This window comes from Microbacterium sp. EST19A (genome assembly GCF_019969685.1).
Classification (GTDB): Bacteria; Actinomycetota; Actinomycetes; order Actinomycetales; family Microbacteriaceae; genus Microbacterium.
In genome coordinates this window covers 366,811-392,900 of sequence record NZ_JAHXYZ010000002.1, presented here as the reverse complement: position 1 = coordinate 392,900, position 26,090 = coordinate 366,811, and the positions used below count along the sequence as shown (strand labels likewise).

The 26,090-nt window shown below is 69.1% G+C and carries 25 protein-coding genes; 17 read left to right on the top strand and 8 right to left on the bottom strand.

Features of this window, described 5'->3' with window-relative positions; all coding sequences use genetic code 11:
• Positions 1–143: 143 nt before the first annotated feature.
• On the top strand, positions 144–2,168 hold the full coding sequence (locus LC452_RS22090) for a helix-turn-helix transcriptional regulator (RefSeq protein ID WP_223625527.1): 2,025 nt from the start codon (positions 144–146) through the stop codon (positions 2,166–2,168).
• 20 nt (positions 2,169–2,188) lie between these two features.
• On the opposite strand, the gene LC452_RS11935 is transcribed toward LC452_RS22090, so the two are convergent.
• Positions 2,189–3,091 (bottom strand): A/G-specific adenine glycosylase, encoded by a 903-nt coding sequence (locus tag LC452_RS11935; RefSeq protein ID WP_374197771.1) that lies wholly within the window; start codon positions 3,089–3,091, stop codon positions 2,189–2,191.
• Between the two features lie 49 nt (positions 3,092–3,140).
• Between LC452_RS11935 and LC452_RS11930 the strand changes: the two genes are divergently transcribed.
• The 7 genes from LC452_RS11930 (at position 3,141) to LC452_RS11900 (ending at position 10,115) form a co-directional block, all read left to right on the top strand.
• On the top strand, positions 3,141–3,782 hold the full coding sequence (locus LC452_RS11930; protein WP_223625524.1) for a hypothetical protein: 642 nt from the start codon (positions 3,141–3,143) through the stop codon (positions 3,780–3,782).
• Between the two features lie 47 nt (positions 3,783–3,829).
• Entirely contained in the window at positions 3,830–4,723 is an 894-nt protein-coding gene (gene truB, locus LC452_RS11925) for a tRNA pseudouridine(55) synthase TruB (protein WP_223625521.1), read from the top strand.
• Positions 4,720–5,088 (top strand): hypothetical protein, encoded by a 369-nt coding sequence (locus tag LC452_RS11920; protein WP_223625519.1) that lies wholly within the window; start codon positions 4,720–4,722, stop codon positions 5,086–5,088. The genes truB and LC452_RS11920 overlap by 4 nt, the downstream gene beginning before the upstream one ends.
• Before the next feature lie 57 nt (positions 5,089–5,145).
• A complete protein-coding gene (locus tag LC452_RS11915) occupies positions 5,146–5,583 on the top strand; it encodes a hypothetical protein (protein ID WP_223625515.1) in 438 nt (145 codons plus the stop codon).
• A complete protein-coding gene (locus LC452_RS11910) occupies positions 5,580–6,533 on the top strand; it encodes a bifunctional riboflavin kinase/FAD synthetase (protein ID WP_223625511.1) in 954 nt (317 codons plus the stop codon). The genes LC452_RS11915 and LC452_RS11910 overlap by 4 nt, the downstream gene beginning before the upstream one ends.
• A 210-nt stretch (positions 6,534–6,743) precedes the next feature.
• Positions 6,744–8,885, top strand: a complete 2,142-nt coding sequence (locus tag LC452_RS11905; RefSeq protein WP_223625506.1) for a DEAD/DEAH box helicase — start codon at positions 6,744–6,746, stop codon at positions 8,883–8,885.
• A 201-nt stretch (positions 8,886–9,086) separates the two neighbouring features.
• Positions 9,087–10,115 (top strand): 6-phosphofructokinase, encoded by a 1,029-nt coding sequence (locus LC452_RS11900; RefSeq protein ID WP_223625503.1) that lies wholly within the window; start codon positions 9,087–9,089, stop codon positions 10,113–10,115.
• A 120-nt stretch (positions 10,116–10,235) separates the two neighbouring features.
• On the opposite strand, the gene LC452_RS22085 is transcribed toward LC452_RS11900, so the two are convergent.
• On the bottom strand, positions 10,236–11,087 hold the full coding sequence (locus tag LC452_RS22085) for a DUF559 domain-containing protein (RefSeq protein ID WP_223625500.1): 852 nt from the start codon (positions 11,085–11,087) through the stop codon (positions 10,236–10,238).
• Between the two features lie 201 nt (positions 11,088–11,288).
• Positions 11,289–13,388 (bottom strand): S9 family peptidase, encoded by a 2,100-nt coding sequence (locus LC452_RS11890; RefSeq protein ID WP_223625497.1) that lies wholly within the window; start codon positions 13,386–13,388, stop codon positions 11,289–11,291.
• Positions 13,389–13,543: 155 nt separating this feature from the next.
• Here LC452_RS11890 and LC452_RS11885 point away from each other — a divergent pair, with 155 nt between their 5' ends.
• Positions 13,544–14,920, top strand: coding sequence for an inorganic phosphate transporter (locus LC452_RS11885; RefSeq protein WP_223625494.1), 1,377 nt, complete (start codon positions 13,544–13,546; stop codon positions 14,918–14,920).
• Positions 14,917–15,252 carry a peptidase gene (locus LC452_RS11880; RefSeq protein ID WP_223625492.1) on the top strand — a complete coding sequence of 112 codons (336 nt, stop codon included), beginning with the start codon at positions 14,917–14,919 and terminating at the stop codon, positions 15,250–15,252. Before LC452_RS11885 ends, LC452_RS11880 begins: the two co-directional genes overlap by 4 nt.
• 16 nt (positions 15,253–15,268) lie before the next feature.
• On the opposite strand, the gene LC452_RS11875 is transcribed toward LC452_RS11880, so the two are convergent.
• Positions 15,269–15,835 carry a TetR/AcrR family transcriptional regulator gene (locus tag LC452_RS11875; RefSeq protein ID WP_223625489.1) on the bottom strand — a complete coding sequence of 189 codons (567 nt, stop codon included), beginning with the start codon at positions 15,833–15,835 and terminating at the stop codon, positions 15,269–15,271.
• A 60-nt stretch (positions 15,836–15,895) separates the two neighbouring features.
• On the opposite strand from LC452_RS11875, the gene LC452_RS11870 reads away from it, so the two are divergent.
• On the top strand, positions 15,896–16,816 hold the full coding sequence (locus tag LC452_RS11870) for a phosphodiesterase (protein ID WP_223625486.1): 921 nt from the start codon (positions 15,896–15,898) through the stop codon (positions 16,814–16,816).
• Positions 16,817–16,876: 60 nt separating this feature from the next.
• Complete coding sequence (locus LC452_RS11865) at positions 16,877–18,337, top strand: aspartate ammonia-lyase (protein WP_223625483.1); 1,461 nt, start codon at positions 16,877–16,879, stop codon at positions 18,335–18,337.
• A 68-nt stretch (positions 18,338–18,405) separates the two neighbouring features.
• Here LC452_RS11865 and LC452_RS11860 read toward each other — a convergent pair whose 3' ends face one another.
• The gene (locus LC452_RS11860; protein ID WP_223625480.1) at positions 18,406–19,275 is read right to left on the bottom strand and encodes a fumarylacetoacetate hydrolase family protein; all 870 of its coding nucleotides are present in this window, start codon (positions 19,273–19,275) and stop codon (positions 18,406–18,408) included.
• An 89-nt stretch (positions 19,276–19,364) separates the two neighbouring features.
• On the opposite strand from LC452_RS11860, the gene LC452_RS11855 reads away from it, so the two are divergent.
• A complete protein-coding gene (locus LC452_RS11855) occupies positions 19,365–20,666 on the top strand; it encodes a PrsW family intramembrane metalloprotease (protein ID WP_223625477.1) in 1,302 nt (433 codons plus the stop codon).
• Between the two features lie 40 nt (positions 20,667–20,706).
• Positions 20,707–21,396, top strand: a complete 690-nt coding sequence (locus tag LC452_RS11850) for an alpha/beta fold hydrolase (RefSeq protein WP_223625475.1) — start codon at positions 20,707–20,709, stop codon at positions 21,394–21,396.
• A gap of 112 nt (positions 21,397–21,508) precedes the next feature.
• On the opposite strand, the gene LC452_RS11845 is transcribed toward LC452_RS11850, so the two are convergent.
• Positions 21,509–22,258, bottom strand: coding sequence for a cache domain-containing protein (locus tag LC452_RS11845; protein WP_223625472.1), 750 nt, complete (start codon positions 22,256–22,258; stop codon positions 21,509–21,511).
• 7 nt (positions 22,259–22,265) lie between these two features.
• Entirely contained in the window at positions 22,266–23,069 is an 804-nt protein-coding gene (locus LC452_RS11840; protein WP_223625469.1) for a FadR/GntR family transcriptional regulator, read from the bottom strand.
• A gap of 99 nt (positions 23,070–23,168) precedes the next feature.
• On the opposite strand from LC452_RS11840, the gene LC452_RS11835 reads away from it, so the two are divergent.
• Both LC452_RS11835 and LC452_RS11830 read left to right on the top strand, forming a co-directional pair.
• The gene (locus tag LC452_RS11835; protein WP_223625467.1) at positions 23,169–23,537 is read left to right on the top strand and encodes an FKBP-type peptidyl-prolyl cis-trans isomerase; all 369 of its coding nucleotides are present in this window, start codon (positions 23,169–23,171) and stop codon (positions 23,535–23,537) included.
• Positions 23,538–23,718: 181 nt separating this feature from the next.
• Complete coding sequence (locus tag LC452_RS11830) at positions 23,719–24,273, top strand: YceI family protein (protein WP_223625463.1); 555 nt, start codon at positions 23,719–23,721, stop codon at positions 24,271–24,273.
• Positions 24,274–24,306: 33 nt separating this feature from the next.
• Here LC452_RS11830 and LC452_RS11825 read toward each other — a convergent pair whose 3' ends face one another.
• Positions 24,307–25,599, bottom strand: a complete 1,293-nt coding sequence (locus LC452_RS11825) for an MFS transporter (protein WP_223625460.1) — start codon at positions 25,597–25,599, stop codon at positions 24,307–24,309.
• A gap of 187 nt (positions 25,600–25,786) precedes the next feature.
• Between LC452_RS11825 and rpsO the strand changes: the two genes are divergently transcribed.
• Entirely contained in the window at positions 25,787–26,056 is a 270-nt protein-coding gene (rpsO, locus tag LC452_RS11820; protein ID WP_046014407.1) for a 30S ribosomal protein S15, read from the top strand.
• Positions 26,057–26,090: the final 34 nt, after the last annotated feature.

Here is a 26,090-nt window from a genome sequence, read left to right as displayed (position 1 = left end):
CGCATGGCGACCCGTCGGTCGCGCCCGACGTCGTCGAGGCGCTTCTCGACGGTCTCCTGGCACGCGGGCTGAGCTGTGCTCCCCATGTCCTGACGCGTCTGCTCAGTCAGCTGCACGGTGACGAGCCCACGATCGGCGAGGTCGTGGAGCGGCTCCGGCCGGCGCAGAGAGCCGGTCTTCGCCCCCTTCCGACCCCGCTTCCGGTCGTCCCGGCGATCACGGCCGTCTTCCAGGACCTGGTCCTCCCCGCGCGGGATCGGGATCTGCTCCTCGCGTTGGCCGTCTCCCTCGACGATGCCCTCGAACCGCTGCTCGAGTTCGACGGTCGAACGGCGGCCGAGATCGCTGCCGCCGTACCCGCCGGCCGTCACCTCGTCATGCGCGCCGGTCGCGCACGGTTCGTCGACCCCCGGTTGGAGATCTGGCTCCGTGCGCACACCGATCCCGCGGTGGTGGGCGTCGTGCACGAACGGCTGAGCAGGGTCTTCCACCACCGCGGCGATCGCATGAGTGCCGACTGGCATCGCGCCCGCGCGTCTCTCGACCGGGATCCCGGTGCCGCGGCCGAACTCACCCGCATCGCGCGCGAACTCTCCGAGGCCGGCCACCCGGATCGTGCCCTGCTGCTGGCGCGAGAGGCGGCCGAGCATGCCGTCGGCGTCGAGCTCGATGAGGCGAGGCTCGTGGCCGGCGCATCATCGGTGGGGGCGGGATTCGCCGTCGAGGCAGCGCAATGGCTCGGAAGCCTGTTCCCCGACGGCACCGAGCGCTACCGACTGCAAGGGCTCGCGGGACTGATCACCGTGCGCGCCCACCTGCAGGGCGCGGTGCCCGATGTCGATCCGCACACCCTGCGACCCCGCTCCGACGACCACGACGACTGGTACTCCTGGACCAGGGCGGCGGCCGTCGCGGCCGTGCTCTGCGCGGAGCGCAGCGACCGCACCGGCATGCGAGCGTGGCTGGATGCGCTGCGCACGGGCACCGCTCGCGTCGGCGCCGAGCGGGAGCTCCGTGATCCGGCCGTCGCTCTGTGCTGGCTGCTGGTGGGGGAGTCCGACGTCGACGAGGCCATCGGGTCGGGGCCGCTCAGCGGACGGATACTGCGCGCTCTGCGGACGGCCGTCAACGGCGACATCGACCTCGGCCTGCGTGTCCTGGGAGCCGCGGATGCGACGATGGACACCGATACCGACCCTCTGGTCGCGGGGTTCGAGCACAGCCCGGTCGTGCGGGCCTATCAGGCCGTCGTCGAAGTGCTGCTGCTCGTGTGGCGCGGCGACATCGGGCCCGCCCGCGAGAAGATGCTGTCCGCCGCGCGAGACCTGCCGATCACGATGCCGTTCGCGGGATTGGGCGTCGTGCTCGCCCGCCGGCTCGATCTCGCCGTCCGTGGTGAGCTCGGACCCGTCTCGCGCGCTCTCACGGCCGCCCTCCCGCCTGCGGTCAAGATCGACGTGATCGTCGACAAGGGCATCGAGGCCTTCCTCGCCGGTGCTTTCGACGGCGCCGCGTCGTCGGTGCGCCTCTGGCTCGACCTCGGAGCGCCGCAGACCACGCTGTCCGTTCCCGGCCTGGACGAGGTCGCGCTCCGCTGGGAGGTCGGCGGGGCCGCGCAGTCTGTCGTCGCGCCGCCCGAGGTCTTCCTCGCGCACGAACTGCGCCTCAGGATCGCGACGACGACGGATGGTCGCTGGCGAGCGGAACGCGACGAGGTGCACGCATCCGCTCGCACCCTGCGTTCGCCCTTCGCCCGCGCACGGGTCGAAGCCATGCTCGGCATCCAGTGCGCCATCCGCGACGAGCACGTGCTCGCCCGCGGTCATCTGCTGACCGCTCAGCATCTGTTCGAGCTCGCCGGGGCGGCAGCATGGGCCCGTTCGATCGGCGACCGCGTCGCCCGTCTCGACCCCGACGAGAGCGACGCCTCCGTCATCGCGGATCCGCTGGCGTCATGCCGGCATGCGTGGGCGCAGCTGTTGACCGCCCGTGAGGTCGAGGTGGCGATGCTCGCCGTCGGCGGTGCCGCGAACCGAGACATCGCCGCCGCCCTGAACGTGTCGGTGCGCACGGTCGAGGTGCATCTCGGCCGCGTCTTCACCAAGCTCGACGTGCGCAGGCGCGTCGAGCTGACCGCGCTCGCGCACCGCACCAACCAGCACCTCTGATCGCGTGGACCGGAGTCCGGTCAGCGGGGCAGGGAGAGGATCTCGCCGTCCGCTTCCGCGAGGCCGTCGGCGATCAGCGAGTCGATCGCACGATCCCGCTGCGGACCGTCAGGCCAGTCGGGCAGCACAGCATCCAGCGGAATCCCGTCTGATGCCGCTGCGCGGAGAAGGCGCAGCACCGCGCCACGGGCCTGCCGATCGGAGCCCTCATACGCCGCCTGACGCCGCTGGGTGTCGCCGGTGTCGGGTCGTCCTGCGGCGAGCCACGCGCACGAGCCGGCGAGAGGGCAGATCTCGCAGCGCGGAGAGCGTGCGGTGCAGACGGTGGCCCCGAGTTCCATCGCTCCCGCGTTGAAAGCGGCGGCATCGGCATCCGTCGACGGCAGCAGCGACTCCATCAGCACCAGGTCCCGGCGCGAGGGCGGAGAAGGCTGCGCCCGTCCTTCGACCGCGCGGGCGAGGACGCGCCGGGTGTTGGTGTCGACGACCGGATGACGGTCGCCGTAGGCGAAGACGGCGACAGCCCGGGCGGTGTAGTCGCCGATGCCGGACAGGGCGAGGAGAGCATCCACGTCACGGGGGACGATTCCGCCATGGCGCTGCGTGACCTCGATCGCCGCACGGTGCAGCCACAGCGCGCGGCGCGGGTAGCCGAGGTTCGCCCACTGCTGCACCACGTCCGCCGCAGAGGCCGCGGCCATCGCCGTCGGTGTGGGCCAGCGAGTCAGCCAGCCCTCCAGGTGCGGTATCACCCGGGACACCGGGGTCTGCTGCAGCATGAACTCGCTGACGAGAACGCCCCAGGCGCCGAACTCCTCGTGAAACGCCGCGCGTCGCCAGGGCAGGTCGCGGGCACCGGTTCGATACCATCGGAGCACGGGCTGCGTGATCTCCTCGACGGGGGTTGAGGAGATGGCAGACACGACGTCAGCCTATGCGAGCGCGACACGCGCCTGAGAACCGGAGAGTGCGATGAACAGGAACGACATGCGTCGACTGACCGTCACGATCGCGGCTGCAGCGGCCGTCGGCCTGCTCGCCGGGTGCACGGCCTCGGCGACACCGCAGCCGTCGCCGAGCGAGACGGCGACTCCGACGGCGACCGCGACCCCGACGGAGACGCCGGAGGCGGACCCAGCCGATCCCACGACGTGGGTCATCAGCGACGCAGGGATCGGACCCGTCACCCTGGGCGGTGACTTCGCCGCCACTCTCGGGGCGCTGCCGGACACCTGGACGAACGACGACGTGTGCTCGTGGACGGCATGGTGGAACGCCGCCGACTCGTCGTACGGGGTGTACTTCGTGCGCGGAACCGAATCGGATACCGAGCCCATCTCCGAGATGTCCGTCTACTCGGCATCCGAAGACCTCGCGGGCGTCGATGGACCCCGCACCGCTGAGGGGCTCGGCGTCGGAGCCACGACGGATGAGGTGCTCGCGGCCTACCCGGATGCGGAGCAGGGCACGGCGGAGATCGGAGCGGGCACCTGGATGCGGCTCGCCGGCGACGCCGCAGGTCACGTCTTCTTCCAGTTCCGCGAAGGCGAGGACGTCGCGAACAGCGTGGTCGTGACGACGAGGGACGAGCCCTCCTACGAGGTCTGTGGCTGACCTCGCGATGGCGCGGCCGCACCACGGCCGCATCGTAGGCTGGGGGGATGGTCTCGCCCGGAATCCTCCTCGTCGACAAGCCCGCAGGGCTGACCAGCCACGACGTCGTCGCGCGCACCCGTCGCGCGTTCGGCACGAGGAAGGTCGGCCACGCCGGCACGCTCGACCCGATGGCCACCGGACTGCTGGTGATCGGCATCGAGGGTGCGACTCGGCTGCTCACGTACATCGTCGGCACCGACAAGACCTATGAGGCGACGATCCGTCTGGGGCAGACCACGGGCACGGACGATGCCGACGGCGAGATCCTCACCCGCGCCGCACCGGATGCCTGGGACGCGGTGACCGAAAACGCGATCACGATCGGCATCGCGACGCTCACCGGCGAGATCTCGCAGGTGCCCAGCGCGGTCTCGGCGATCAAGGTCGACGGACGTCGCGCGTACGACCGGGTGCGCGCGGGGGAGGACGTCGTGCTCGCCGCACGCGACGTCGTCGTGTCGCGCTTCGACGTCGTCGCGAGACGCCAGGGCGAGGGGATCCTCGACCTCGATGTGGTCGTCGACTGCTCGTCCGGCACGTACATCCGCGCGCTCGCCCGCGATCTCGGCGCCGCGCTCGGCGTCGGCGGTCACCTCACGTCCCTGCGCCGCACGCGGGTGGGTCCGTTCGACGTCGCGGATGCCGTCGGGATCGACGACCTCTCCGATGCCCGAACTCTGACGCCTGCGCAGGCCGCGAGCCGGATCCTGCCGGCGTTGCCGGTATCCGCCGAGGAAGCGCGCGACCTCCGTCACGGCAAGCGACTGAGCGACCAGGCCCCCCGGCTGGAGGGGACGCTCGCCGCGGCGATCGACGAAGACGGCTCCCTGGTGGGCATCGTGGAGCGTCGTGGCGCCGACCTGAAGAGCGCGATGAACATGCCGGAGGCCGCCCGATGATCCTGTGGCTCACGATCGTGCAGATCGTCGCGGCGGTGGCGGCAGGGGTGTTCTGCCTCGTCGCCGGATTCGTGGGCCGCCGACCGAGCGACTTCAGCGTCGGTGCTCTCGCACTCGTCGAGGCACTGCTCGTCGTGCAGATCGTCGTGGCGATCGTCGCGCCGCTCACGGGGAATCCGCCCACGGGCGATCTCCTCGAGTTCTGGGTCTACCTCGTGTCGGCGGCGCTGCTCCCGGTCGGCGCCGTGCTGTGGGCGCTGATGGAGCGCAGCCGGTGGAGCACGGTGATCCTCGGCGTCGCCGCCCTCGCCATCGCGATCATGCTGTGGCGCATGCAGGTCATCTGGACCGTCCAGATCGCGTGACGCCGGAAGTGCACGCGGAGTCCGGCGCCCGCGCGCGGCTCTAAGATGGAATGCGCTATGAGCACCACCACCCCCTCCACTCGGATGACCGGAATCGGTCGCGTCCTCGTGATCGTCTACGCCGTCATGGCGCTGGCCGCCACGGGGCGCAGCTTCGTGCAGATCGTCCGCCGGTTCGAGGAGGCGCCGCTCGCGTACTCGCTCTCGGCACTCGCCGCCGTGGTGTACATCCTGGCCACTCTCGCGCTCGTGCTCTCTCGCCGCCGCGGGTGGTACACGGTCGCCTGGATCGCGATCGTCTTCGAGCTCACCGGCGTGATCGTCGTGGGTCTGCTCAGCATCGTTCTGCCCGCGCTGTTCCAGCATGAGACCGTGTGGTCCCTGTTCGGCCGCGGCTACCTCTTCATCCCTCTGGTGCTCCCGGTCTTCGGCATCTGGTGGCTTCGCACGCACCGGCCGTCGCGCGCCCCCGTTCCTCTCGGAGTCGACGCGTGATCGTCTTCCGCAGCCCCGCCGAGGTGCCGGACGACTTCGGTCCCAGTGCGGTCGCCATCGGCAAGTTCGACGGCGTCCACGCCGGGCATCGTGCCGTCATCGAGCGACTGAACGAGGCCGCCGCCGCGTCGGGAAGCCGGTCGGTCGCGGTGACCTTCGACCGGAACCCCCTGGCCGTCCTGCGCCCAGACCGCTGCCCGGAGAACGTGGTGACGGTCGAGCGCAAGCTGGAGCTCCTCGGCGAGCTCGGTCTCGACGCGACGCTCGTGCTCACCTTCGACGAAGAGCTCGCCGCGCGCAGCGCCGAGGACTTCGTGGTCGACATCCTCGTGAACGCGCTCAAGGTCTCCGAGGTGCTCGTCGGGCAGGACTTCCGGTTCGGCCGCGGCGGGGCGGGGACGCCTGCGCTGCTCCGAGAGCTGGGGCCGCTGCACGGCTTCACCGTCGAGGTCGTCGATGACGTGTTCCTGCCGGGCTCGCCACGTCGTGTCTCCTCCACGTGGATCCGTGAGCTGCTCGTCGCCGGTGATGTCGCCGAGGCCGCCCGCGTCCTGGGCCGGAACCCCGATGTGCGGGGCGTGGTCGTGCACGGCCTCAAGCGCGGCAGGGAGCTCGGATTCCCCACCGCGAACCTCTCGACGATCGTCGACGCGTTCGTTCCGGCCGACGGCGTGTACGCCGGATGGCTCGTCGACCACGACACCGGCATCCGGCATCCGTCGGCCATCTCGGTCGGCACCAACCCGACCTTCGACGACGTTCTCGAGCGCCAGGTCGAGGCGCATGTGCTCGACGAGACCGGACTCGACCTCTACGGTCACGACGTGTCGGTGGAGTTCGTCGAGCGACTGCGCGGCATGGTCGCGTACGAGGGCATCGAGAAGCTGTCGGAGCAGATCGGCGTCGACGTCGCCGATGCGCGGCGTGTGCTCGCCGACGTCGCAGACTGACTCCATGACGCGCGACGACGAGGAAAGTCTCCGTCGTCGCGGCGGGATGGCATAGACTGGACAGAGGTTCTCACCGATCCTCACGCGTACGGCGTGCATCGGAGGGAACCGGAATCACTGTTCGTACGGTCCTGGCTCACGCCACACGCGGACATCGAGAACGGCTCGCGGCTTCATGAGGATGCCGGAGCCTTCACGCTCAGGAGGAGCATGCCGACCACGGCAACCGCCACGCGGCGCAAGAAGACGTCCCGTCGAGACGACGAGGCCCCCCTCATCCCGATCCTCGCGCGCAAAGTGCGCGAGATCGAGGCGAAGTCGCAGCGGGGGAAGCTCGGCCCGACGAATCGCGTCAAGTTCCAGGTGATCGCCTTCCTGGTGCGCGAGGAGCGCGCCAGGGTGAAGGCGGATGCCGAGATCGGCGATCCCGCACGCGCGGAGCTGCTCAAGCGCCTCGACGGCGTGGCGACCATCCTCGCGAAGACCGCGGCACGCGACACGTCGCTCATCCAGCTCCTCGAGGCCGACCAGGCGACGTCGCCGGTCGCCAAGCGGATGCGCCGCGACTGGCTGCTCGAGTCCGGCGCCGAGCTGGCACCGGAAGAGCTCATCATCGCGGATGCCGCCCCCGTGCAGATCTCGTCTGTCCCCGCGGCCATCGCCGAGCGGCAGGTCACGCCGCCGTCGGTCGAGTCGCGCCAGCTGGCCAACCCGTTCCTCGCCCCCGACCTGACGCCCCGCAGCACCTCGACGCCGCGTCGCCGCCTCGACGGCTGGGAGCTGATGGGTCCGCTGTACAAGGCGTTCGAGACGGGCGCCGGCGGTTCCGCCGCCACGATGGAGCTGCCTCCGGCTCCGGAGTACGATCACCTCTCGCCCAAGGGCCTCGAGGTCATGGTGCACCAGTCCCGCTTCCTCGAAGCCGTGCGTGCCGGCCACCGCAGCTTCCTGCTGGCCGACGAGCCGGGCCTCGGCAAGACGGCGCAGTCGCTGCTCGCCGCATCCGTCGCCGGTGCGTACCCGCTTCTCGCGGTCGTGCCGAACGTCGTGAAGATGAACTGGGCCCGCGAGGTCGAGCGCTGGACGCCGCAGCGTCGTGCCACGGTCATCCAGGGCGACGGCACCGACATCGACGCCTTCGCCGACATCTTCATCGTCAACTACGAGATCCTCGACCGTCACCTGTCGTGGCTCGGGTCGATCGGACTCCGCGGCATGGTCGTCGACGAGGCGCACTTCATCAAGAACCTCTCCTCGCAGCGGTCGCAGAACGTGCTTTCCCTCGCCTCTCGGGTTCGGGAGCGCACGCCGGGCGGCGACCCTCTGATGCTCGCCCTCACCGGAACGCCGCTGATCAACGACGTCGAGGACTTCGACGCGATCTGGCGCTTCCTCGGCTGGACGACCGGCGAGAAGCCCGGCCCCGAGCTGATGGAGAAGCTCGACGCCACCGGATTCACCCCCGCCGACAAGGCGTTCTACCCGGAGGCGCGGGATGCCGTGATCTCCATGGGCATCGTCCGCCGCAAGAAGAAGGACGTCGCGGCCGACCTCCCGGACAAGCTGATCGCCGACCTGCCGGTGCAGCTCGACGACGAGTTCGGGCGCAGCATCCGTCAGGCCGAACGCGAACTGGGGGAGCGGCTCGCCGCACGGTACCGCCGGATCATCGAGGCCCGCGGCGACCGCGGCCTCGCGCCCGGAGAGATCGACGAGGACATCGTGCGTCTCGTCGCGCAGAACGAGCTCGAGGAGTCGAAGGCCGCAGGCACCGGGGGAGACAACGTCTTCACCATGGTCCGTCGCATCGGCCAGGCGAAGGCCCAGCTGGCCGCCGACTACGCCGCTCAGCTGCAGCGGTCGGTCGGCAAGGTCGTGTTCTTCGCGAAGCACATCGACGTGATGGATCAGGCGGAGGCGCACTTCGCCGCCGCCGGCATCCGCTCGGTCTCGATCCGAGGCGACCAGACCTCGACGGTGCGCCAGCAGGCGATCGACGACTTCAACGGCGATCCCGAGGTCGGCATCGCGGTCTGCTCTCTCACCGCGGCAGGCGTCGGTCTCAACATGCAGGCGGCGTCGAACGTCGTGCTGGCCGAGCTGTCGTGGACGGCGGCCGAGCAGACGCAGGCGATCGACCGCGTGCACCGCATCGGTCAGGACGAGCCGGTCACGGCATGGCGGATCATCGCCGCGCACACGATCGACACGAAGATCGCCGAGCTCATCGACCAGAAGCAGGGGCTCGCTGCCCGTGCGCTCGACGGCGAGGCGATCGACGACACCGCCGCGGAGCCGGTGCAGCTGGCCGCGCTGATGCATCTGCTGCGGCAGGCGCTCGGCGCCGCATAAGGGTGAAGAACGTCGGTTCTTAACGCGGAATTCCGGCTTCGGTCGCGTTCCGTCGTGAAGATCTCGGATGCTGGGTCTCACGCGTGTCAAGATCGCGGGTTTTCATCTCCGCCGAATGGCGCCTGACCGCGCCGGGGCGCTAGTGTCGATCGCAGGCAGCGTCGCCATTCCCCCTTTCACCGAACGTCTGAAGGCACCAGCATGAAGATCGGCATCCTGACGAGCGGCGGCGACTGCCCCGGCCTCAACGCGGTCATCCGCGGCATCGTGCTCAAGGGCACCACCACGTACGATCTGGAGTTCGTCGGCATCCGCGACGGATGGCGCGGTCTCGTCGACGGCGACTTCATGCCGCTCACGCGACACGAGGTCAAGGGACTGTCGAAGGTCGGCGGCACGATCCTCGGGACCAGCCGCACCAACCCCTACGAAGGGGAGCGCGGGGGAGCGGAGAACATCGCCAAGACCCTGTACGGGCACAAGATCGACGGCATCATCGCGATCGGCGGCGAAGGCACGCTCGCGGCTGCCGACCGGTTGTCGAAGGACGGCATCAAGGTGATCGGCGTCCCCAAGACGATCGACAACGACCTCCAGGCCACGGACTACTCGTTCGGCTTCGACACGGCCGTGAACATCGCGACCGACGCCATGGACCGGCTGCGCACCACCGGCGATTCGCACCAGCGCTGCATGGTGGCCGAGGTCATGGGCCGCCACGTGGGCTGGATCGCGCTGCACGCCGGTATGGCCGCCGGTGCACACGTCATCTGCATCCCCGAGGTGCCCATGTCGATCGACGACATCACCGCCCTCGTCACGAGCGCGCACGATCGAGGTCGCGCACCGCTGGTCGTCGTCTCCGAGGGCTTCAAGCTCCTCGGCATGGACGAGGCGTACAGCGACAAGGGCCTCGACGCGTTCAACCGACCGCGTCTGGGCGGCATCGGCGACCAGATCGCCCCCGCCATCGAGCGCATCACCGGCATCGAGACGCGCGCCACCATCCTCGGCCACATCCAGCGCGGCGGTTCGCCGTCGGCCTTCGACCGCGTCCTCGCGACGCGCCTCGGGCTGCACGCCGCCGACGCGATCGTCGAGGGCGCCTGGGGGCAGATGGTGGCCATGCACGGCACCGACATCGTGCGCGTCCCGTTCGCCGACGCTCTCGGCGAGCTCAACACGGTGCCGCGCTACCGCTACGACGAGGCCGCGGCGCTCTTCGGCTGAGCGGGCTCGGCCCGGATCACGCCTCCGCGAGACACGCCGGATCAGGCGATCACGCGGAATCAGGCCGATCGGTCGACAACCTGCCTGATTCCGCGCGTCTGCCTGATTCCGCGTGCTGCCTCATCGGCGCGATCGGATGTGGTGCAGGCCCTGTGCCATCGCCGTGCGAACGGTGTGCTCGACATGCGTACGGTCGCGCATCAACTGGTGATAGTCGAACCGCAAGATGGTGTAGCCGCGCAGGACGAGTCGTGCGTCCGCTCGCAGATCACGACGGCGATCCTTGGCGGCGCTGTGATGCGCGTACCCGTCGATCTGCACGCCGAGACGATCGCCGATCAGACCGTCCAGCGGGTGCCCGTCGATCCAGACCTGTTGACGGACGGCGACGCCGATCGCCCGCATCCGCTCGACGAATACGGTCTCCGGGCCGGAGTCCGATCTGGTGCCTACCAGGGACGCGATCTGCGCGGCCGCAGTAGAGCGCCAGTTGACGCGCTCGAGCTCGTCGAGATCCACGACATCCCGTTGAACCGCCGATTCCCACACCGCCAGCGCGTCGGGCGCCGGAAGGCAGCGAGCGACGTGGAAGAGCACGTTGAGGACCGGTTCCTCGGCCGACCGGGGATGCACCGGGACCGGACCGCGACCACGGTGGATCCGGATGCCTGCGGCGTCGAACCGGGAAGCGGTGTGTGGAAGCGCGACGTGCACGGCATCCGTCTCGACATCCCAGAGCCCGAGCAGGCCCGCTGCACTCGCGCACGTGGCGCGCCCGCCGACGGACGCCGCCAGCACCCGACGTCTGTCGCAGTCGACGGTGACGAGCCAGGAGCGCCGGACGCGACGGAGCAGCCCTGCCTGAACCGCGCAGCGCACCCTGTGCTCGGTGAAACCGGCCGTTCGAAGCTGGGAGACATGGACCGCTCCGCCGCTCTGACGCACCCAGTCTTCGACAGTCGTCTTCTGCACGGGACAAGTGTGCGGCGTTGGGCCCATCCCGTGTTCCCCGGGGCTCACCATCGGGGGATAGACGGCCCTCCTGTCCTTCCGTGCAGCGACAGTGCGTGACGTGGAATCAGGCGATCACGCGGAATCAGGCCAATCGGTCGACGATCTGCCTGATTCCGCGCGTCTGCCTGATCCCGCGTGCCCCTGAGCGCTCGGCCCGGATCACGCCTCCGCGAGACCGAGCGTGTCGAGAAGCCACGCGAGTTCGAACGCGCGCTCCTTCCAGGAGTTGTAGCGTCCGCTGACCCCGCCGTGGCCGGCGACCATCTCGCACTTCAGGAGCACGTCGGACGCTCCGGCCTCGCGCAGCCGTGCGACCCACTTCGCGGGCTCCACGTACAGCACGCGGCTGTCGTTGAGCGACGTCATCGCGAGGATGCGGGGGTACGCGACGCCCTCGCGCACGTTCTCGTACGGCGTGTAGGACTTCATGTACGCGTAGACGTCGGCGTCGTGCAGCGGGTCGCCCCACTCGTCCCACTCGACCACGGTCAGCGGGAGGGACGGGTCGAGGATCGTCGTCAGCGCGTCGACGAACGGCACCGCCGCGAGGATGCCGGCGAACAGCTCCGGCGCGAGATTCGCGACCGCTCCCATCAGCAGCCCACCGGCGCTCCCGCCCTCCGCGACCAGCTGCTTCGGCGTGGTCACGCCGGAAGACACCAGATGCTCGCCGCAGGAGACGAAGTCGGTGAAGGTGTTGCGCTTGTGCAGCAGCTTGCCCTCTTCGTACCACTGGCGTCCCATCTCGCCGCCGCCGCGTACATGCGCGACCGCGAAGACGACGCCGCGGTCGAGTTCCGACAGGCGTGCGACGGAGAAGCCAGGATCGATCGAGTGCTCGTAGGAGCCGTATCCGTACAGGTGCACAGGTCGCGGTTCCACTCCGGGGTCGCCGAACGAGCGCTTCCAGACGAGCGAGATCGGCACCTGCGTGCCGTCGGACGCGCGGGCCCATTCCCGGCGCTGGCCGTACTCCTTCGGGTCGTAGCCGCCGAGGACGGTGACCTGCTTGCGCAGGAGCAGCTCGCGCGAGGCGAGGTCGAGCTCGTACACCGTTCCCGGAGTCACGAACGACGTGTATCCCAACCGCAGGTAGGGCGAGTGCCATTCGGGGTTGCCACTGACTCCGGCGGAGTACAGCGGCTCGTCGAAGGAGATCTCCTCCACGGCATCGGTGGCGTAGTCGAGCAGCCCGACGCGCTCCAAGCCCTCGCTGCGGTACTCGACGGTCGCGAAGTCGCGGAAGGCGTCGGTCCCGAGAAGGCGTCGGCCGGGCTCGTGCGCCAGGATCACATGACGCGCGCCCTGCGGGTCGGATGCCGCCACCGACACGAGCTCGAAATCGAGGGCGTCGTCGTTGTGCAGTATCAGCAGACGGTCCTCGCCATCGACGACGGCGTGCTCGATCGAGTACTCGACGCCCTCGCGGCGGGGCCAGACGACGCGGGGCTCGGCGGTGAGCTCGCCCGTCAGGTCGACGAGGTATTCCTCGCTCGTGATGCTCGAACCGACGCCGATCACCAGGTAGCGACGACTGCGCGTGATGCCGGCGCCGAGCCAGAACTTCTCATCGGGCTCGTGGAACAGCGTGACGTCGTCGGCGACGGGGGTGCCGAGGCGATGCAGCCACAGGGTGTCGGGCCGCCAGGCCTCGTCGCGGGTCGTGTAGAGGATCCCGGTCCCGTCGGGCGTGAAGAACGCACCGCCGGTGTTCGGGATCTCGTCGGCGAGGTTCTCACCCGTCGTCAGGTCGCGGACCCGCACCGTGTAGAGCTCATCGCCCTCGAAGTCGGTCGACCACAGCAGCTTCGTCGCGTCGTCCGAGGTGTCGAACGCGCCGAGCGAGAAGAACTCGTGGCCCTCCGCCTCGGCGTTGCCGTCGAGCAGGACGATCTCTCCGGGCACCGGAACACCGGGCTCGAGGCGCGGGGGAGTCCAGTCGTCGGGCGCAGCCGCGGCGCGGCAGTGGATGCCGTACTGCGCACCTTCCTCGGTGCGGCTGTAGTACCACCAGTCGCCGCGTCGTGTCGGCACCGAGAGGTCGGTCTCCTGGACCCTGCCCTTGATCTCCTGGAACAGGGTCTCGCGAAGTGCGTCGAGGTGCGCGGTCTCCGCCTCGGTGTAGGCGTTCTCGGCCTCGAGATGCGCGATGACCTCGGTGGAGTCCTTCGCGCGCAGCCACTCGTACGGATCGTCGAAGGTGTCTCCGTGGTGGGTGCGGGTGGACGAGCGGCGGTCTGCGATGGGGGCGTCGGTCACCGTCCCACGCTATCCCAGGTCGAGTTGACCGGCGCGGGGCAGGGTGGGAGGATTCAACGGGGCCGGTTAACGGAAGAAAAACCCACGGTGAACTCTTCGTTCGTCACGTCGATCACGTCGACACCTCCTTCCTCCTCAACGACCGAAAGCGAACGGTGGAAACCGCAGCCCTCATCGTCGTGCTTGTCATCGCGCTGGCACTCTTCTTCGACTTCACGAACGGGTTTCACGACACCGCGAACGCGATGGCGACTCCCATCGCCACCGGCGCGCTGAAGCCCAAGACCGCCGTCCTTCTGGCGGCCGCCCTCAACCTCGTCGGCGCGTTCCTCTCGACAGAGGTCTCGAAGACGATCTCCGGGGGGATCATCAAAGAGGATGCGATCATCGCCGCCGGCACCGATCTCTTCCTCTCGCTGATCTTCGCCGGACTCATCGGCGCCATCACCTGGAACATGCTGACGTGGCTCCTCGGTCTGCCGTCCAGCTCGTCGCATGCGCTCTTCGGCGGCCTGATCGGCGCCACTCTCGTCGGCGCGGGGCTCGGCGGCATCGACTTCGGGATGGTGCTGTCGAAGATCGTGCTGCCCGCGCTGATCGCGCCGGTCACGGCCGGGATCATCGCGTTCGCGGCGACCAAGATCGCGTACTCGATCACTCGCCGCTACGACGGGAAGCCCGACGGTCGCGACGGCTTCCGCTGGGGGCAGATCTTCACGTCGTCGCTCGTCGCCCTCGCGCACGGCACCAACGACGCGCAGAAGACCATGGGTGTCATCACTCTGGCGATGATCACGATCGGCTGGCAGTCGGGCGCTCACCACGAACCCGAGCTCTGGGTCATCATCGCCTGCGCCTTCACGATCGCGCTCGGCACCTACCTCGGTGGCTGGCGCATCATCCGCACGCTCGGCAAGGGCCTGACCGACGTCAAGCCGGCGCAGGGCTTCGCTGCCGAGAGCTCCACCGCGGCGACCATCCTCGCATCGAGCGCTCTGGGCTTCGCCCTCTCCACCACGCAGGTGGCCTCGGGCTCGGTCATCGGCTCCGGACTCGGCCGCCGAGGATCGACGGTCCGCTGGCGGACCGCCGGGCGGATCGGCATCGGCTGGCTCCTGACGCTGCCCGCCGCCGGCGGCGTAGGCGCCCTGGCCGCTCTTCTCGTCGTGTGGCTGGGCAACTGGGGCGTCGCGATCGATGCCGTCATCGCCGTGGTGATCATCCTGGCGCTCTTCATGCGCTCGCGCCGCAACGCGGTCACCCCGGCGAACGCGATGAGCGACGTCGCGGAATCCGGTCTCGCGGTCGATCTTCCCGACACGCCGCCGCCGACGCGCCGTCAGCAGCGCATCGAGCAGGCCAAGGCGGAGGCCAAGGCACGAGCGGATGCCAGGGACAAGGCGAAGGCCGAGGCCAAGGCTCAGGCGAAGAAGAAGGCCGAGGCGAAGGCGGCGTCGAAGTCCGGGAAGTCCGGCAAGTCCGGGAAGCCCGCCAAGCCCGTCGACGTGAGCCGGGACGGAGACTCCGCATGACCGTTTCCATCGACTGGCTCGCCTTCCTGCAGGTGTTCGCCGCAGCCCTCGTCGGCGCGACCGCCATCGTCACGTTCTACGCCCTCGGGCTCCGCCTGCTGGTGCGCAGCGGGCGCGCTCCCGTGGTGAGTCCGGCGGAGTTCACCGATGCGATCACGGTCATCTCCGAGAAGGAGCTCAAGCGCGCCGCCAAGCAGGCCGCGAAGGCCGCCAGGAAGAGCCCGCTGACCGAGGGACAGAAGTCTCTCGCGCTGGTGGGCGCCTACGGGTGCTTCGTCCTGTGCGCGGCAGCGGTGGTCGCCGGGATCCTGATCATCGTCCTGGGGCACTGACCTCTGGACGGCGCGCTCAGCCGAGCAACCCGGCGACGAGGTCGTCGATGATGTCGTCGGTCGGGGTCTCCGGATCGATCGGCGTCGTCAGTCGGTCGAGCAGGAGTCCGTCGATCGCGTAGTGGAAGAGGGCGATCTCGCGCCGTGCGCCCGGGAGCCCCGCCGCGGTGTTGAAGGCGACATCGCCGTCGAACCCGGCGCGCTGCCAGGCTCCGAGGACGGCGGCGATCTCGGGCCGGCGGCTGCTCTCCAGGCGCAGTTCGAAGAGGGCGAGGGTGACGTCGCGATCGTCGCTGAGGCGCCGCACGATGTCTCGGATGTAGTCGGCGAACAGGGCGGGACCGGGTGTGCCGGCGGCGCGTCGCTCGAGGTCCTCCGGAGCGGGCGCGAGTCGTTCTCCGATGCGGTCGACGAGCCCGGCGACGAGGGCATCGCGGCTGCGGAAGTAGTTCGAAGTCGTGCCGGTTGGCACGCCGGCGGCGAGGTCGACGGCGCGGTGGGTCAGCCCCCGTGATCCGTCCTTCGCGAGCACGGCCAGGCCGGCATCCGCGATGCTCCGTCGTCTGCTGTCGTTCTTGGCCATGTCGGCATCCTAACGCGAGCACTACAGCCGCAGTAGTCGGGGGGAGCATAGGCTGATGCCATGTCCGCAGGAATCGGCACCCCGCACGTCTTCGGCCGGCACCGGCCAGCGTCCCACGTCCTCATCCACGTCAGCGACCCGCACTTCCTGGCCGGAGGAGCCCGCCTCGGCGGCCGCTACGACGTGGAGGCCACCCTCGCGCGCACGCTCGCGGCGATCCGTGCCGTGCATCCCGACCCTGCGGCCATCGTCATCACGGGTGACCTCGCCGACCTGGGGGAGCCGGATGCGTATCGTCGGCTGCGCGCCGCCGTCGAGCCGGTCGCCGCCGAGCTCGGTGCCCCGATCATCTGGGTCGCGGGCAACCACGACGAGCGCCCTGCCCTGCGCAGGGATCTGCTCGACCTGGCACCGACGGAGGAGCCCGTGACCGGGGTGTGGGATCTCGACGGCCTGCGGGTCGTCGCGCTCGACACGAGCGTTCCCGGTTGGCACCACGGCGATCTGGACGCGGCGCAGCTCGGCTGGCTCGCAGAGGTCCTGGCGCAGCCGGCGCCCCACGGCACGCTGCTGGCGATGCACCACCCACCCCTGCCGAGTCACGTTCCCCTGTTCGACATCCTCGAGCTGCGGCATCAGGACGAGCTCGCCGAGATCCTCCGCGGCAGCGACGTGCGCGGCATCCTCGCCGGGCACCTGCACTACTCGTCGCACGGCATGTTCGCCGGCGTTCCGGTGAGCGTGTCCTCGGCCACCTGCTACACGATGAACGTCGCGCGACCGGCCGCCGAGGTCAACGGGATGGATGCCGCGCAGGCGTTCCAGCTCGTCCACGTGCACCCCGACACGATCACCCACTCCGTCGTCCCGGTGACCGATGCGACGACCGGGGACTACTTCTCCGAGGCCTGGCTGGAGCACATGGCGAGCCTCACGCCGGAAGGACGGCTCGAAGCCTTCTCCCGGAAACCTGGCCGGTGAGCCGCGTAGACTGGTGGCATCCCCCACTCACTCACCCGCCACGACCCACAAGGATGTGACATGGCTTCTGCCGCGCCTGCCCTGACCCGCACCGAGACCGATTCCCTCGGGAGCATGGAGATTCCCGTCGACGCGTACTGGGGGATCCACACCGCCCGCGCCGATGCGAACTTCCCGATCACGAAGCGCCCGATCTCGGTCTACCCGGACCTGGTGATCGCGCTCGCGATGGTCAAGCAGGCCAGTGCCAGAGCCAACCGTCAGATCGGGGTCCTGGACCCGGAGCGCGCCGATCTCATCGACCGCGCCGCCCAGCGCGTGATCGACGGCGAGTTCCACGAGCAGTTCACGGTCGGCGTCATCCAGGGGGGCGCAGGCACCTCGACCAACATGAACGCGAACGAGGTCATCACCAACATCGCGCTGGAGATGGCCGGACGCGAGAAGGGCGACTACGCCTTCCTGTCGCCGATCGACCACACCAACCGCAGCCAGTCCACGAACGACGTGTACCCGACGGCCGTGAAGATCGGTCTGTCGCTGACGCTCCGCTCACTGCTCGAGGAGCTCGACCTGCTGCGCCTGTCGTTCCTGGCGAAGTCGCGGGAGTTCCACGACGTGCTCAAGGTCGGCCGCACGCAGCTGCAGGACGCCGTGCCGATGACCCTCGGGCAGGAGTTCCACGGCTTCGCCTCGACGCTCGGCTTCGACCACACCCGCCTGACCGAGAACGCGTCGCTGATGTTCGAGATCAACATGGGTGCGACCGCGATCGGCACGGGCATCACCACGCATCAGGACTACGCGCCGGCCGTGCTGAAGCACCTGCGCGAGATCACCTCGCTCGATCTGAAGACGTCGGCCGACCTGGTCGAGGCCACCAGCGACACCGGATCGTTCATGTCGTTCTCGTCGACGCTCAAGCGCAACGCGATGAAGCTGTCGAAGATCTGCAACGACCTGCGTCTGCTCTCGTCCGGCCCGCAGGCGGGCTTCGGCGAGATCAACCTCCCCGCCATGCAGGCCGGCTCCAGCATCATGCCCGGCAAGGTAAACCCGGTGATCCCCGAGGTCGTGAACCAGGTCGCCTTCGCCGTCGCCGGCGCGGACATGACCGTCACGATGGCGGCCGAGGCCGGTCAGCTGCAGCTGAACGCCTTCGAGCCGGTGATCGCGCACTCGATCTTCCAGTCGATCACCTGGATGCGTCAGGCGATGTGGACGCTGCGCGTCAACTGCGTCGACGGCATCACCGCCAACCGCGACCGCCTGGGCGCCATGGTCGGCGCCTCGGTGGGCGTCATCACCGCCCTCACGCCGTTCATCGGGTACGCGGCGGCCGCGGCGCTCGCGAAGACCGCGTTGCTGACGAACCGCAACGTCGCCGACCTGGTCGTCGAGGCGGGGCTCATGTCCCGCGACGAGGTCACGAAGCAGCTGTCGCCCGCGCGGCTCTCCGGACTCGAGGCCATCACGGCCGCGATCCCGATCATCTCGCCCGAGGATCTCGTCGAGATCTGACCGCCGGACAACGAGAAGGGGACGGATGCGATCCGCATCCGTCCCCTTCGTCGTTCGCGCTCGCGCGCTCAGCCGGTGATGCGGCAGTACGTCGTCAGCTCGCCGAGCCCGTCGATCCCGACGGTCACCGTCGAGTGGTCGCGGAGGAAGATCTGCGGGTCGCGCGAGTATCCGGCGCCGCCGGGGCTGCCGGTGGAGATGAGCGTGCCGGGCAGGAGCGTGACCGACTGCGACAGGTGGGCGATCAGCTTGGCGACCGAGCGGACCATCTGTCCGGTGCTCGCGTCCTGCACGGTGTGACCGTCGACGACGGCCCAGATGTGCAGGTCCTGAGGGTCGGCGACCTCATCGGCCGTGACGGCGAACGGGCCGGTGGGCGTGAAGCCGTCGAAGGACTTGCAGCGCGACCACTGCGCCTCGGAGAACTGGATGTTGCGGGCGGTGATGTCGTTGACCACCGTGTATCCCCAGACATGGGAGAGCGCGTCGGCCTCGCTCACGTCCTTCGCAGGGGTGCCCATGATCACGCCGAGTTCGGCCTCGTAGTCGACGGCCTCGCTGAGCGCTCGCGTCCATGACGTGATCTGCTCGTGCCCGTTCAACGAGTTCGGCCACAGCGTGAACACGGTCGGCGCGGAGTCGGTCTTGAGTCCGAGCTCGCTCGAGTGCGCGGCGTAGTTCAGGCCGACCGCCAGCACGGCCGGGGGAGCGAGCACGGCGGAATCGAACTCCCAATCGCCGAGGGGATGCCGCGGTGCGGTGCCGTCGGCGAGGGCGGCGCGCAACTCGTCGAGTACCCCGTCACCTCTCTCGATGAGCTTCTGCAGGGTCGCAGGAGCATCGTTGAGGAGGTCAGAGACGAGGATGGCGTCCGAATCCTGCACCACGGCGAGAACCGCGAGAGGGGAATCAGGACGGCGCAGATGAGCGAACCGCATGCTTCTACGCTACCCGGTGGCGGGGGATCGCCGCCTGGAGGTCTCCGCCAGAACCGAGCGATGAGGCTTGTGCCCCATAAGCTTCTGCTATGAGTCTCGGAGGACCTCCCCAGCCGCAGCAGCCGTCGCCCTACACGCCGCCGCCTGCGCAGCCGCCGAACACGGCGCAGTACTCGGCGCCGCAGTACGCGCAGTCGCCGTACACTCCGCCGCAGTTCTCGGCCCAGCCCGGCTACGCGTCGGCGCTCGCTCAGCCGACCCCCTACACGCCGCCGGCCCCCGTCGCGCCCTCGCCGGCTCCGTCGCTGCCGGCGCTGCCCGTGCCGACGCGGAAGGGTCGCACCGTCTCGATCTGGCTCTTCGCATTCCTGGGCTTCCTGCTCCTCGCCCTGATCGGCTACTTCGGCTGGGCCCTCGGTCCGATGGCCTCCGTCATCGGACTCGTGCTCGCTCTCATCCCGCTCACGATCGTCTTCCTCGGGGTGCGCATGATCGACCGCTGGGAGCCCGAGCCGAAGCGACTCGTGTTCTTCGCCATCGCCTGGGGGGCCATCGCGGCGATCGGACTGACGCTCCTCGTCGACCTGGGGCTCACTCTGCTCGTCGGCCAACGCGGGGAGACGTTCTCGGCGGTGGTGCAGGCGCCGATCGTCGAGGAGTTCTGGAAGGGCTTCGGAGTCTTCCTGATCTTCCTGGTCGCGCGCCGCGCATTCGACGGTCCTGTCGACGGTGTCGTCTACGGTGCTCTGGTGGGCGCCGGGTTCGCGTTCACCGAGAACATCCAGTACTTCGCGATCAGCCTGATCGAGGGCGGCGGCGAGCAGCTCACGGTGACCTTCGTGGTGCGCGCCCTGCTCTCGCCTTTCGCGCACGCCATGTTCACCTCGCTCACCGGCTTCGCGATCGGACTCGCCGCGCGTCGTCACGCGTCGGCCGGTGTCGCCCTCGGGGCCGGCCTCCTCGGCATGCTCGGAGCGATCGTGCTGCATGCCCTGTGGAACGGTTCGGCGACGTTCGCCGACTTCTTCGGCCTGTACTTCACCCTCCAGGTGCCGCTCTTCCTCGGCTTCATCTTCGGGATCATCATGCTGCGCCGTGAGGAGGCGCGTCTCACGAAGTCGCGCCTCGGCGAGTATGCGGCCGCGGGCTGGTTCACGCCCGAGGAGGTCACCATGCTCGCGACGCCGGCCGGACGCAAGGTGGGGCTCTCCTGGGCGGCGCAGCTGCGCGGAGATCGGCGTCCGCTCATGCGGGAGTTCATCAAAGACGCGACGGCGCTGGCATCGGTCCGCCAGCGGGCGATCACCGGGCGTGATCCGCTCGCGGCCGAGGATGAGCGCGCACTCCTGATCCGCACACGAGCGACCAGGGCGGCGCTGCTCGCGTACTGAGGTTGCGGCGAGTGTCTTCGCAGGAGAGAGGCGGTTCGGGATGAGCACTTTCGCGCTGATCCACGGAGGCGGGGACGTCGGGTGGTCCTGGCACCTCGTCGCTGCCGAGCTCGAGGCACAGGGGCATGACGTGATCGCCCCCGACCTCCCGGCGGATGACGACGCACTCACGCTCGAGGACTATGCGGATGCCGTCGTGGCTGCCGTCGGCGACCGGAAGGACGTCGTCGTCGTCGGACACTCGTTCGGAGGCTTCACCGCACCTCTCGTCGCCGAAAGGCTCTCCGCCGATGCTCTGGTGCTGCTGGCCGGGATGATACCCGCGCCGGGCGAGCCACCGGAGCAGTGGTGGAGTGTCACGGGCTACGGCTCCGCGGTCGAGGTGCAGTCCGCCCGCGACGGAGGGCTCACCGGCCACGACGACCCGTACGTGAGCTTCTACAACGGCGTGCCCCGCGAACTGGCAGCGGCGGCTTTGAGCAAGGAGCGCCAGCATCCGTCGTCGGCCGCGATGTCGGCACCGTGGCCCCTCGCCGAGTGGCCGGCAGTGCCGACGCGATTCATCGTGTGCGCCGACGACCGCTTCTTCCCTGCGGACTTCCTGCGCGATCTTGCGCAACAGCGTCTCGGCATCGTCGCGGACGAGGTGCCCGGCGGCCACTGCGCGATGCTGAGCCACCCGGGAGAGATCGCCGCGCTCCTCGTCGACTACGCGGAGGACTGCTCGTAGCACGCCCTGGGGGCAAGACTCAGCGCCCGGTGCTGCGGCGATGCCTGCATGTCTCCCGGGCGCTGAGTTGGTCTGTAAACAGGGTGCACCCGGCCATGCGGGGTGTCAAGAGTCAGTTGCGCGGTGCGTCGACGATGACGTGCAGGGGGACGTCCGTGCAGGCGAACCGGGGGAGCTCCGCCCGGCGAGTGCCGCGTACAGCGTCGCCGGTCGCACACTGCGGATCGGTCGAGATCACGACGCGGCCGATGCCGTTGACGACGGTGACGTCGCAATCGAGTGCAGCGAAGAGGGGCAGCAGATCGCGCTCGACCTCCGAGACGAGCATGTCGAGTCCCGCGACGCCGATCCGCTCCCCGTCGATCTCCGCGGGAACAGCGATCGTGATGGTGTACTCGTCGCTGCAGAGGTAGTCGACGTACGGTCCGGCCATGTGCGGCCGGCCGGTGGCCATCGGAATGCGGTACCACTCGAGCGCGCTGTAATCGATGTTCTCCTTGTTCAGCGACTGCGCGGCGAGCACGAGCTGCTTGCGATCCTCGCCCTGCCACCACGCGAGGTGACTGCGGGCGTCGGCGGGGAGGTCGATGGCGGCGATGAAACCGGCGCCGTACACCGGAGCATCCTTCAGGGCCAGAGTGTCCAACGCGTGCGGCTCCACGAGGGCGTCGATCCGCCCTCCGGTCAGTGTCCCCGACCGCTGGGCCTCGGCGACCCGTTCGGCGAAGGGGCCGACCCACTCGAGCAGGCTGCGCGTCGGACCGGAGAAGTAGTCCTCGACGATTCGCACGGCCTCGCGGATCGTCGTTTCGGCTGCTGTCGTCATCCCGTCCTCCGGATCCGCGGTGGATTCATCCTTCATGGCGGCCTCAGTCGGTCTTCGCTGCCAGCTGCGACCGGATCAGGGCGTCGATGACCTCGGCGACCATCGTCTCGGTGCGGGCGCCGGCGGCAGCGGCATCCGCATCTTCGACCGCGTCGACGACCGCCGCGAGATGCATCCCCTGCCGGCGATGGTCGTCGGAGGTATGCGCGACGAGTCGCAGATAGGGCGAGAACTCCGCCTGCAGCTTCATCTGCTCGCGGGTCAGACGCGCCGATTGGCTCAACGCCACGATCTCGATCTGCACGTCGTCGAGCAGGCGACGCTGCGATTCGCCGTCGAGCTCCTCGAGGCGTTCCAGTCGCCGCCGGACCTGCTGCGCCTCGGAGGGATCGGCTCGGCGGGCGGCGAGGCGCACGCCGGCACCGGTGATCGCGGCGTAGTGGGCTCCGAGATCGCGCAGCGACACCCGGGAGGACGTGCGGACGGCTTCCCGCGCGAACGAGAGCGGGTCGGCATGCGCGGCGACGAAGCTGCCGCCGTTGCGTCCGCGACGGGTGACGACCAGGCCGCGTTCGCGCACGGCGAGCAGCGCCTCGCGGATGGTGACCGGCGCGACCCCGAGACTCCTCGCCATCTCGGCTTCCGACGGGAGCCGCTCGCCGGCGCGGAGATGACCGCGGGTGATCGCATCGACCAGACGCCGCTCGACGAGTTCGGCGCGGCCCTCGTCGCCGATGGGCTGGAACAGCACGCCCTGGAGGCGATGCGGACGTTGATGCGCGGTCGTTGCGCCGTGCGGAGGCGTGGGGGAATCGGCGGCGTTCTGACGCGTCGAAATCGATTCCATGTTGCGATTCTGCCTTGTCATCAGCCGCTTGTCGAAGTGTTCGCTGTGAGCAGGTGCTGCCGCGTTGACCCGTTCGCACGCCTCCGGTTGGATGGAAGCATGACTGATCGCACAAAGCCTGAGTTCGACGCTCCCACTGGTACCGCTCCCACGGAGCTCGTCATCCGCGACCTCATCGAGGGCGACGGCGCCGAGGCGAAGCCCGGTGACACCGTGACCGTTCACTACGCCGGCGTCGAGTTCGATTCCGGCGAGGAGTTCGACTCCTCGTGGGGACGCGGCGAGACCATCCAGTTCCCTCTTCGTGGCCTGATCCAGGGCTGGCAGGACGGCATCCCGGGCATGAAGGTCGGCGGACGGCGTGAGCTCGTCATCCCTCCGCACCTCGCCTACGGGCCGGTCGGCGGAGGCCACTTCCTCTCCGGCAAGACCCTGATCTTCATCATCGACCTCGTCGCCGTCGGCTGATCGACCGCACGTCGGACACAGACGCCTCGCTCCTTCCGGAGCGGGGCGTCCGTGCGTGGTGAGAAGAAAATCCCCATGCACGGGAATACATGCAGTTGAATGTAAGTTGGGTCACATGATGCCGCGCACGCGGCCCCTGTCCGTCCGCCGCTCCGGCGGCCACGTCTCGAGGAGAGAAATCATGACCAGCATCGACATTCCCGGCTACCGCACCGGCACCTGGGTCCTCGACCCCGCGCACAGCGAGGTGACGTTCAGCGTCCGCCACATGATGATCTCGAAGGTGCGCGGAAAGTTCGGCGTCAAGAACGCCACCCTCGTCGCCCCGGAGAACCCGCTGGAGGCGAAGGTCGAGGCGTCGGTCGACGTCACCTCGATCGACACGAACGACGAGGGTCGCGATGCTCACCTGCGCTCGGGCGACTTCTTCGACACCGAGAACTTCCCGACCATGGAGTTCGTCTCCACCGGCGCGCACGTCAAGGGCGACGAGCTGTTCGTCGACGGCGACCTCACCATCCGCGGCGTCACCAAGCCGGTCAGCTTCGAGCTCGACTTCGGTGGCTTCGGCACCGACCCCTACGGCAACTACAAGGCGGGCGCCTCCGCCAAGACCGTGATCAACCGCGAGGACTTCGGACTCACCTGGAACGCCGCCCTCGAGACCGGTGGAGTGCTGGTGGGCAAGGACGTCACGATCAGCCTCGACCTGCAGGGCGCTCTGCAGCAGGACTGACGAGCACCGCTCCGATCGCGAGAACCCCGGGCCTCACGGCTCGGGGTTCTCTGCGTCGTAGTCGTGGAAGCGACCGCTGCGGCGTGCCAGTAGCGCGACCAGCGCGATCACGAGGATCCCGCCGAGGAGCGGTGGGAACCAGAGTGCGGTCACGGTCGCCAGGGTGCCGGCGTAGAGGGCTCCGACGCGCGGACCGCCGGTGACCACGACGATGAAGACGCCCTGAAGGCGCCCGCGCATCGTGTCGGGCACGGCCGCCTGCATCATCGTGTTGCGGTAGATGGAGCTGACGTTGTCGGACGCGCCGGAGAGCGCGAGCGCGACGCAGGCCGCGACGATCAGCGCGACGTCGGGGGAGTGCTCGGTCGCGGAACCGGAGAAGGCCCCGATGAGCAGGACCACCCCGAACAGCAGGATCGAGGCGCCGTAGGCCTCCACGGCGCGCTCGATGCCGCGGCCGTGCCAGCGGTAGTGCACCACCCGACCGGACAGCAGACTGGACGCGAAGGTGCCGACCGCGACCGCCGCCGTCAGAATCCCCGTCGTGACCGCTCCACCGCCGAGGATCACCGTCCCGAGCGCGGGGAACAGCACCAGCGGCTGCCCGAACGTCATCGCGATGATGTCGATGATGTACTGCGTGCGGATGTTGCCCGCCCGCCGCAGGAAGCGCCATCCGTCGACGAGTGACGCCAGGCCGGGGCGGACGATGTCGCCTTCGGGGCGCAGCGCGGGCAGCGTCCACAGGCCGAGGAACATCGACAGCATCAGCACGACGTCGATCGTGTAGGTCCAGCCGTAGCCGGTGAGTGCGACGAGAAGACCCGCGAGAGCGGGACCGGCCATCACCGTGACGCCGAATGCCACCCCGTTGAGGGCGGATGCCGATGCGAGCATGTCGCGGGGGATGAGGCGCGGCACGATCGCGGTGCGGGTGGCCATCCCGACGGAGTTGGCGGCGGAGTTGACGATGCTGAGCACGTACAGCCACCAGATCGTCTCACCGCCGGTCCAGGTGAGCGTCGCGAGCAGTGCCGTGGAGGCGAACGTCACCGTGGCGGCGATGAGGGCGACGCGGCGGCGGTCGAACGCATCCGCGAGCATCCCGCCGTAGAGCCCCGCGAAGATCATGGGGAGGAGCCCCGCGACGGCGATCATCGAGACGGCGAACGTGCTCTCGGTGAGCGCGAAGACGTGCAGCATCACCGTGACGATCGTGAGCTGGCCGCCGATGCCTGCGAGGGTGGAGCCGATCCACATCCGGGCGAAGGCGGGGCTGCTCTTCAGTGGGGTGAGGTCGATCAGGTGTCCGCGCGCTGCGCTCACTTCACGACCTCGTCCTGCACCCTCCGAGACTAGCCGAGCGTCGCGGGCAGGGGCGCCGCCGCCGTGTCGCTGGGGCGGGTCGTCAACTGGTAGACTCTTCAGGTTGCCGTTTGATCGGCCGCGGATAAAGAGAGCCCTCGCATCAGGCGTCGGGCGCCGCGCAACGAACTGAAAGGGGATCCCATCTATGCCACTCGAGTCTGACGCCAAGAAGGCGATCATGGAAGAGTACGCGACGCACCCCGGTGACACCGGATCCCCCGAGGTGCAGGTCGCGATGCTGACGCAGCGCATCAAGGACCTCACCGAACACCTCAAGGAGCACAAGCACGACCACCACTCGCGTCGTGGTCTGTTCCTCATGGTGGGTCAGCGCCGTCGTCTGCTCGGCTACCTCCAGGACATCGACATCGAGCGTTACCGTTCGCTGATCGAGCGTCTCGGACTCCGCCGCTAAGGCAGAGCGCCCCAGCGTACTTATCGCGCAGAAC

Coding starts and splice junctions, on each gene's coding strand:
- LC452_RS11930 (WP_223625524.1), top strand. CDS start 3,141: ATGAACAGGAACGACATGCGTCGACTGACCGTCACGATCGCGGCTGCA.
- truB (WP_223625521.1), top strand. CDS start 3,830: ATGGTCTCGCCCGGAATCCTCCTCGTCGACAAGCCCGCAGGGCTGACC.
- LC452_RS11920 (WP_223625519.1), top strand. CDS start 4,720: ATGATCCTGTGGCTCACGATCGTGCAGATCGTCGCGGCGGTGGCGGCA.
- LC452_RS11915 (WP_223625515.1), top strand. CDS start 5,146: ATGAGCACCACCACCCCCTCCACTCGGATGACCGGAATCGGTCGCGTC.
- LC452_RS11905 (WP_223625506.1), top strand. CDS start 6,744: ATGCCGACCACGGCAACCGCCACGCGGCGCAAGAAGACGTCCCGTCGA.
- LC452_RS11900 (WP_223625503.1), top strand. CDS start 9,087: ATGAAGATCGGCATCCTGACGAGCGGCGGCGACTGCCCCGGCCTCAAC.
- LC452_RS11880 (WP_223625492.1), top strand. CDS start 14,917: ATGACCGTTTCCATCGACTGGCTCGCCTTCCTGCAGGTGTTCGCCGCA.
- LC452_RS11875 (WP_223625489.1), bottom strand. CDS start 15,835: ATGGCCAAGAACGACAGCAGACGACGGAGCATCGCGGATGCCGGCCTG.
- LC452_RS11870 (WP_223625486.1), top strand. CDS start 15,896: ATGTCCGCAGGAATCGGCACCCCGCACGTCTTCGGCCGGCACCGGCCA.
- LC452_RS11865 (WP_223625483.1), top strand. CDS start 16,877: ATGGCTTCTGCCGCGCCTGCCCTGACCCGCACCGAGACCGATTCCCTC.
- LC452_RS11860 (WP_223625480.1), bottom strand. CDS start 19,275: ATGCGGTTCGCTCATCTGCGCCGTCCTGATTCCCCTCTCGCGGTTCTC.
- LC452_RS11855 (WP_223625477.1), top strand. CDS start 19,365: ATGAGTCTCGGAGGACCTCCCCAGCCGCAGCAGCCGTCGCCCTACACG.
- LC452_RS11850 (WP_223625475.1), top strand. CDS start 20,707: ATGAGCACTTTCGCGCTGATCCACGGAGGCGGGGACGTCGGGTGGTCC.
- LC452_RS11845 (WP_223625472.1), bottom strand. CDS start 22,258: ATGAAGGATGAATCCACCGCGGATCCGGAGGACGGGATGACGACAGCA.
- LC452_RS11840 (WP_223625469.1), bottom strand. CDS start 23,069: ATGGAATCGATTTCGACGCGTCAGAACGCCGCCGATTCCCCCACGCCT.
- LC452_RS11835 (WP_223625467.1), top strand. CDS start 23,169: ATGACTGATCGCACAAAGCCTGAGTTCGACGCTCCCACTGGTACCGCT.
- LC452_RS11830 (WP_223625463.1), top strand. CDS start 23,719: ATGACCAGCATCGACATTCCCGGCTACCGCACCGGCACCTGGGTCCTC.
- rpsO (WP_046014407.1), top strand. CDS start 25,787: ATGCCACTCGAGTCTGACGCCAAGAAGGCGATCATGGAAGAGTACGCG.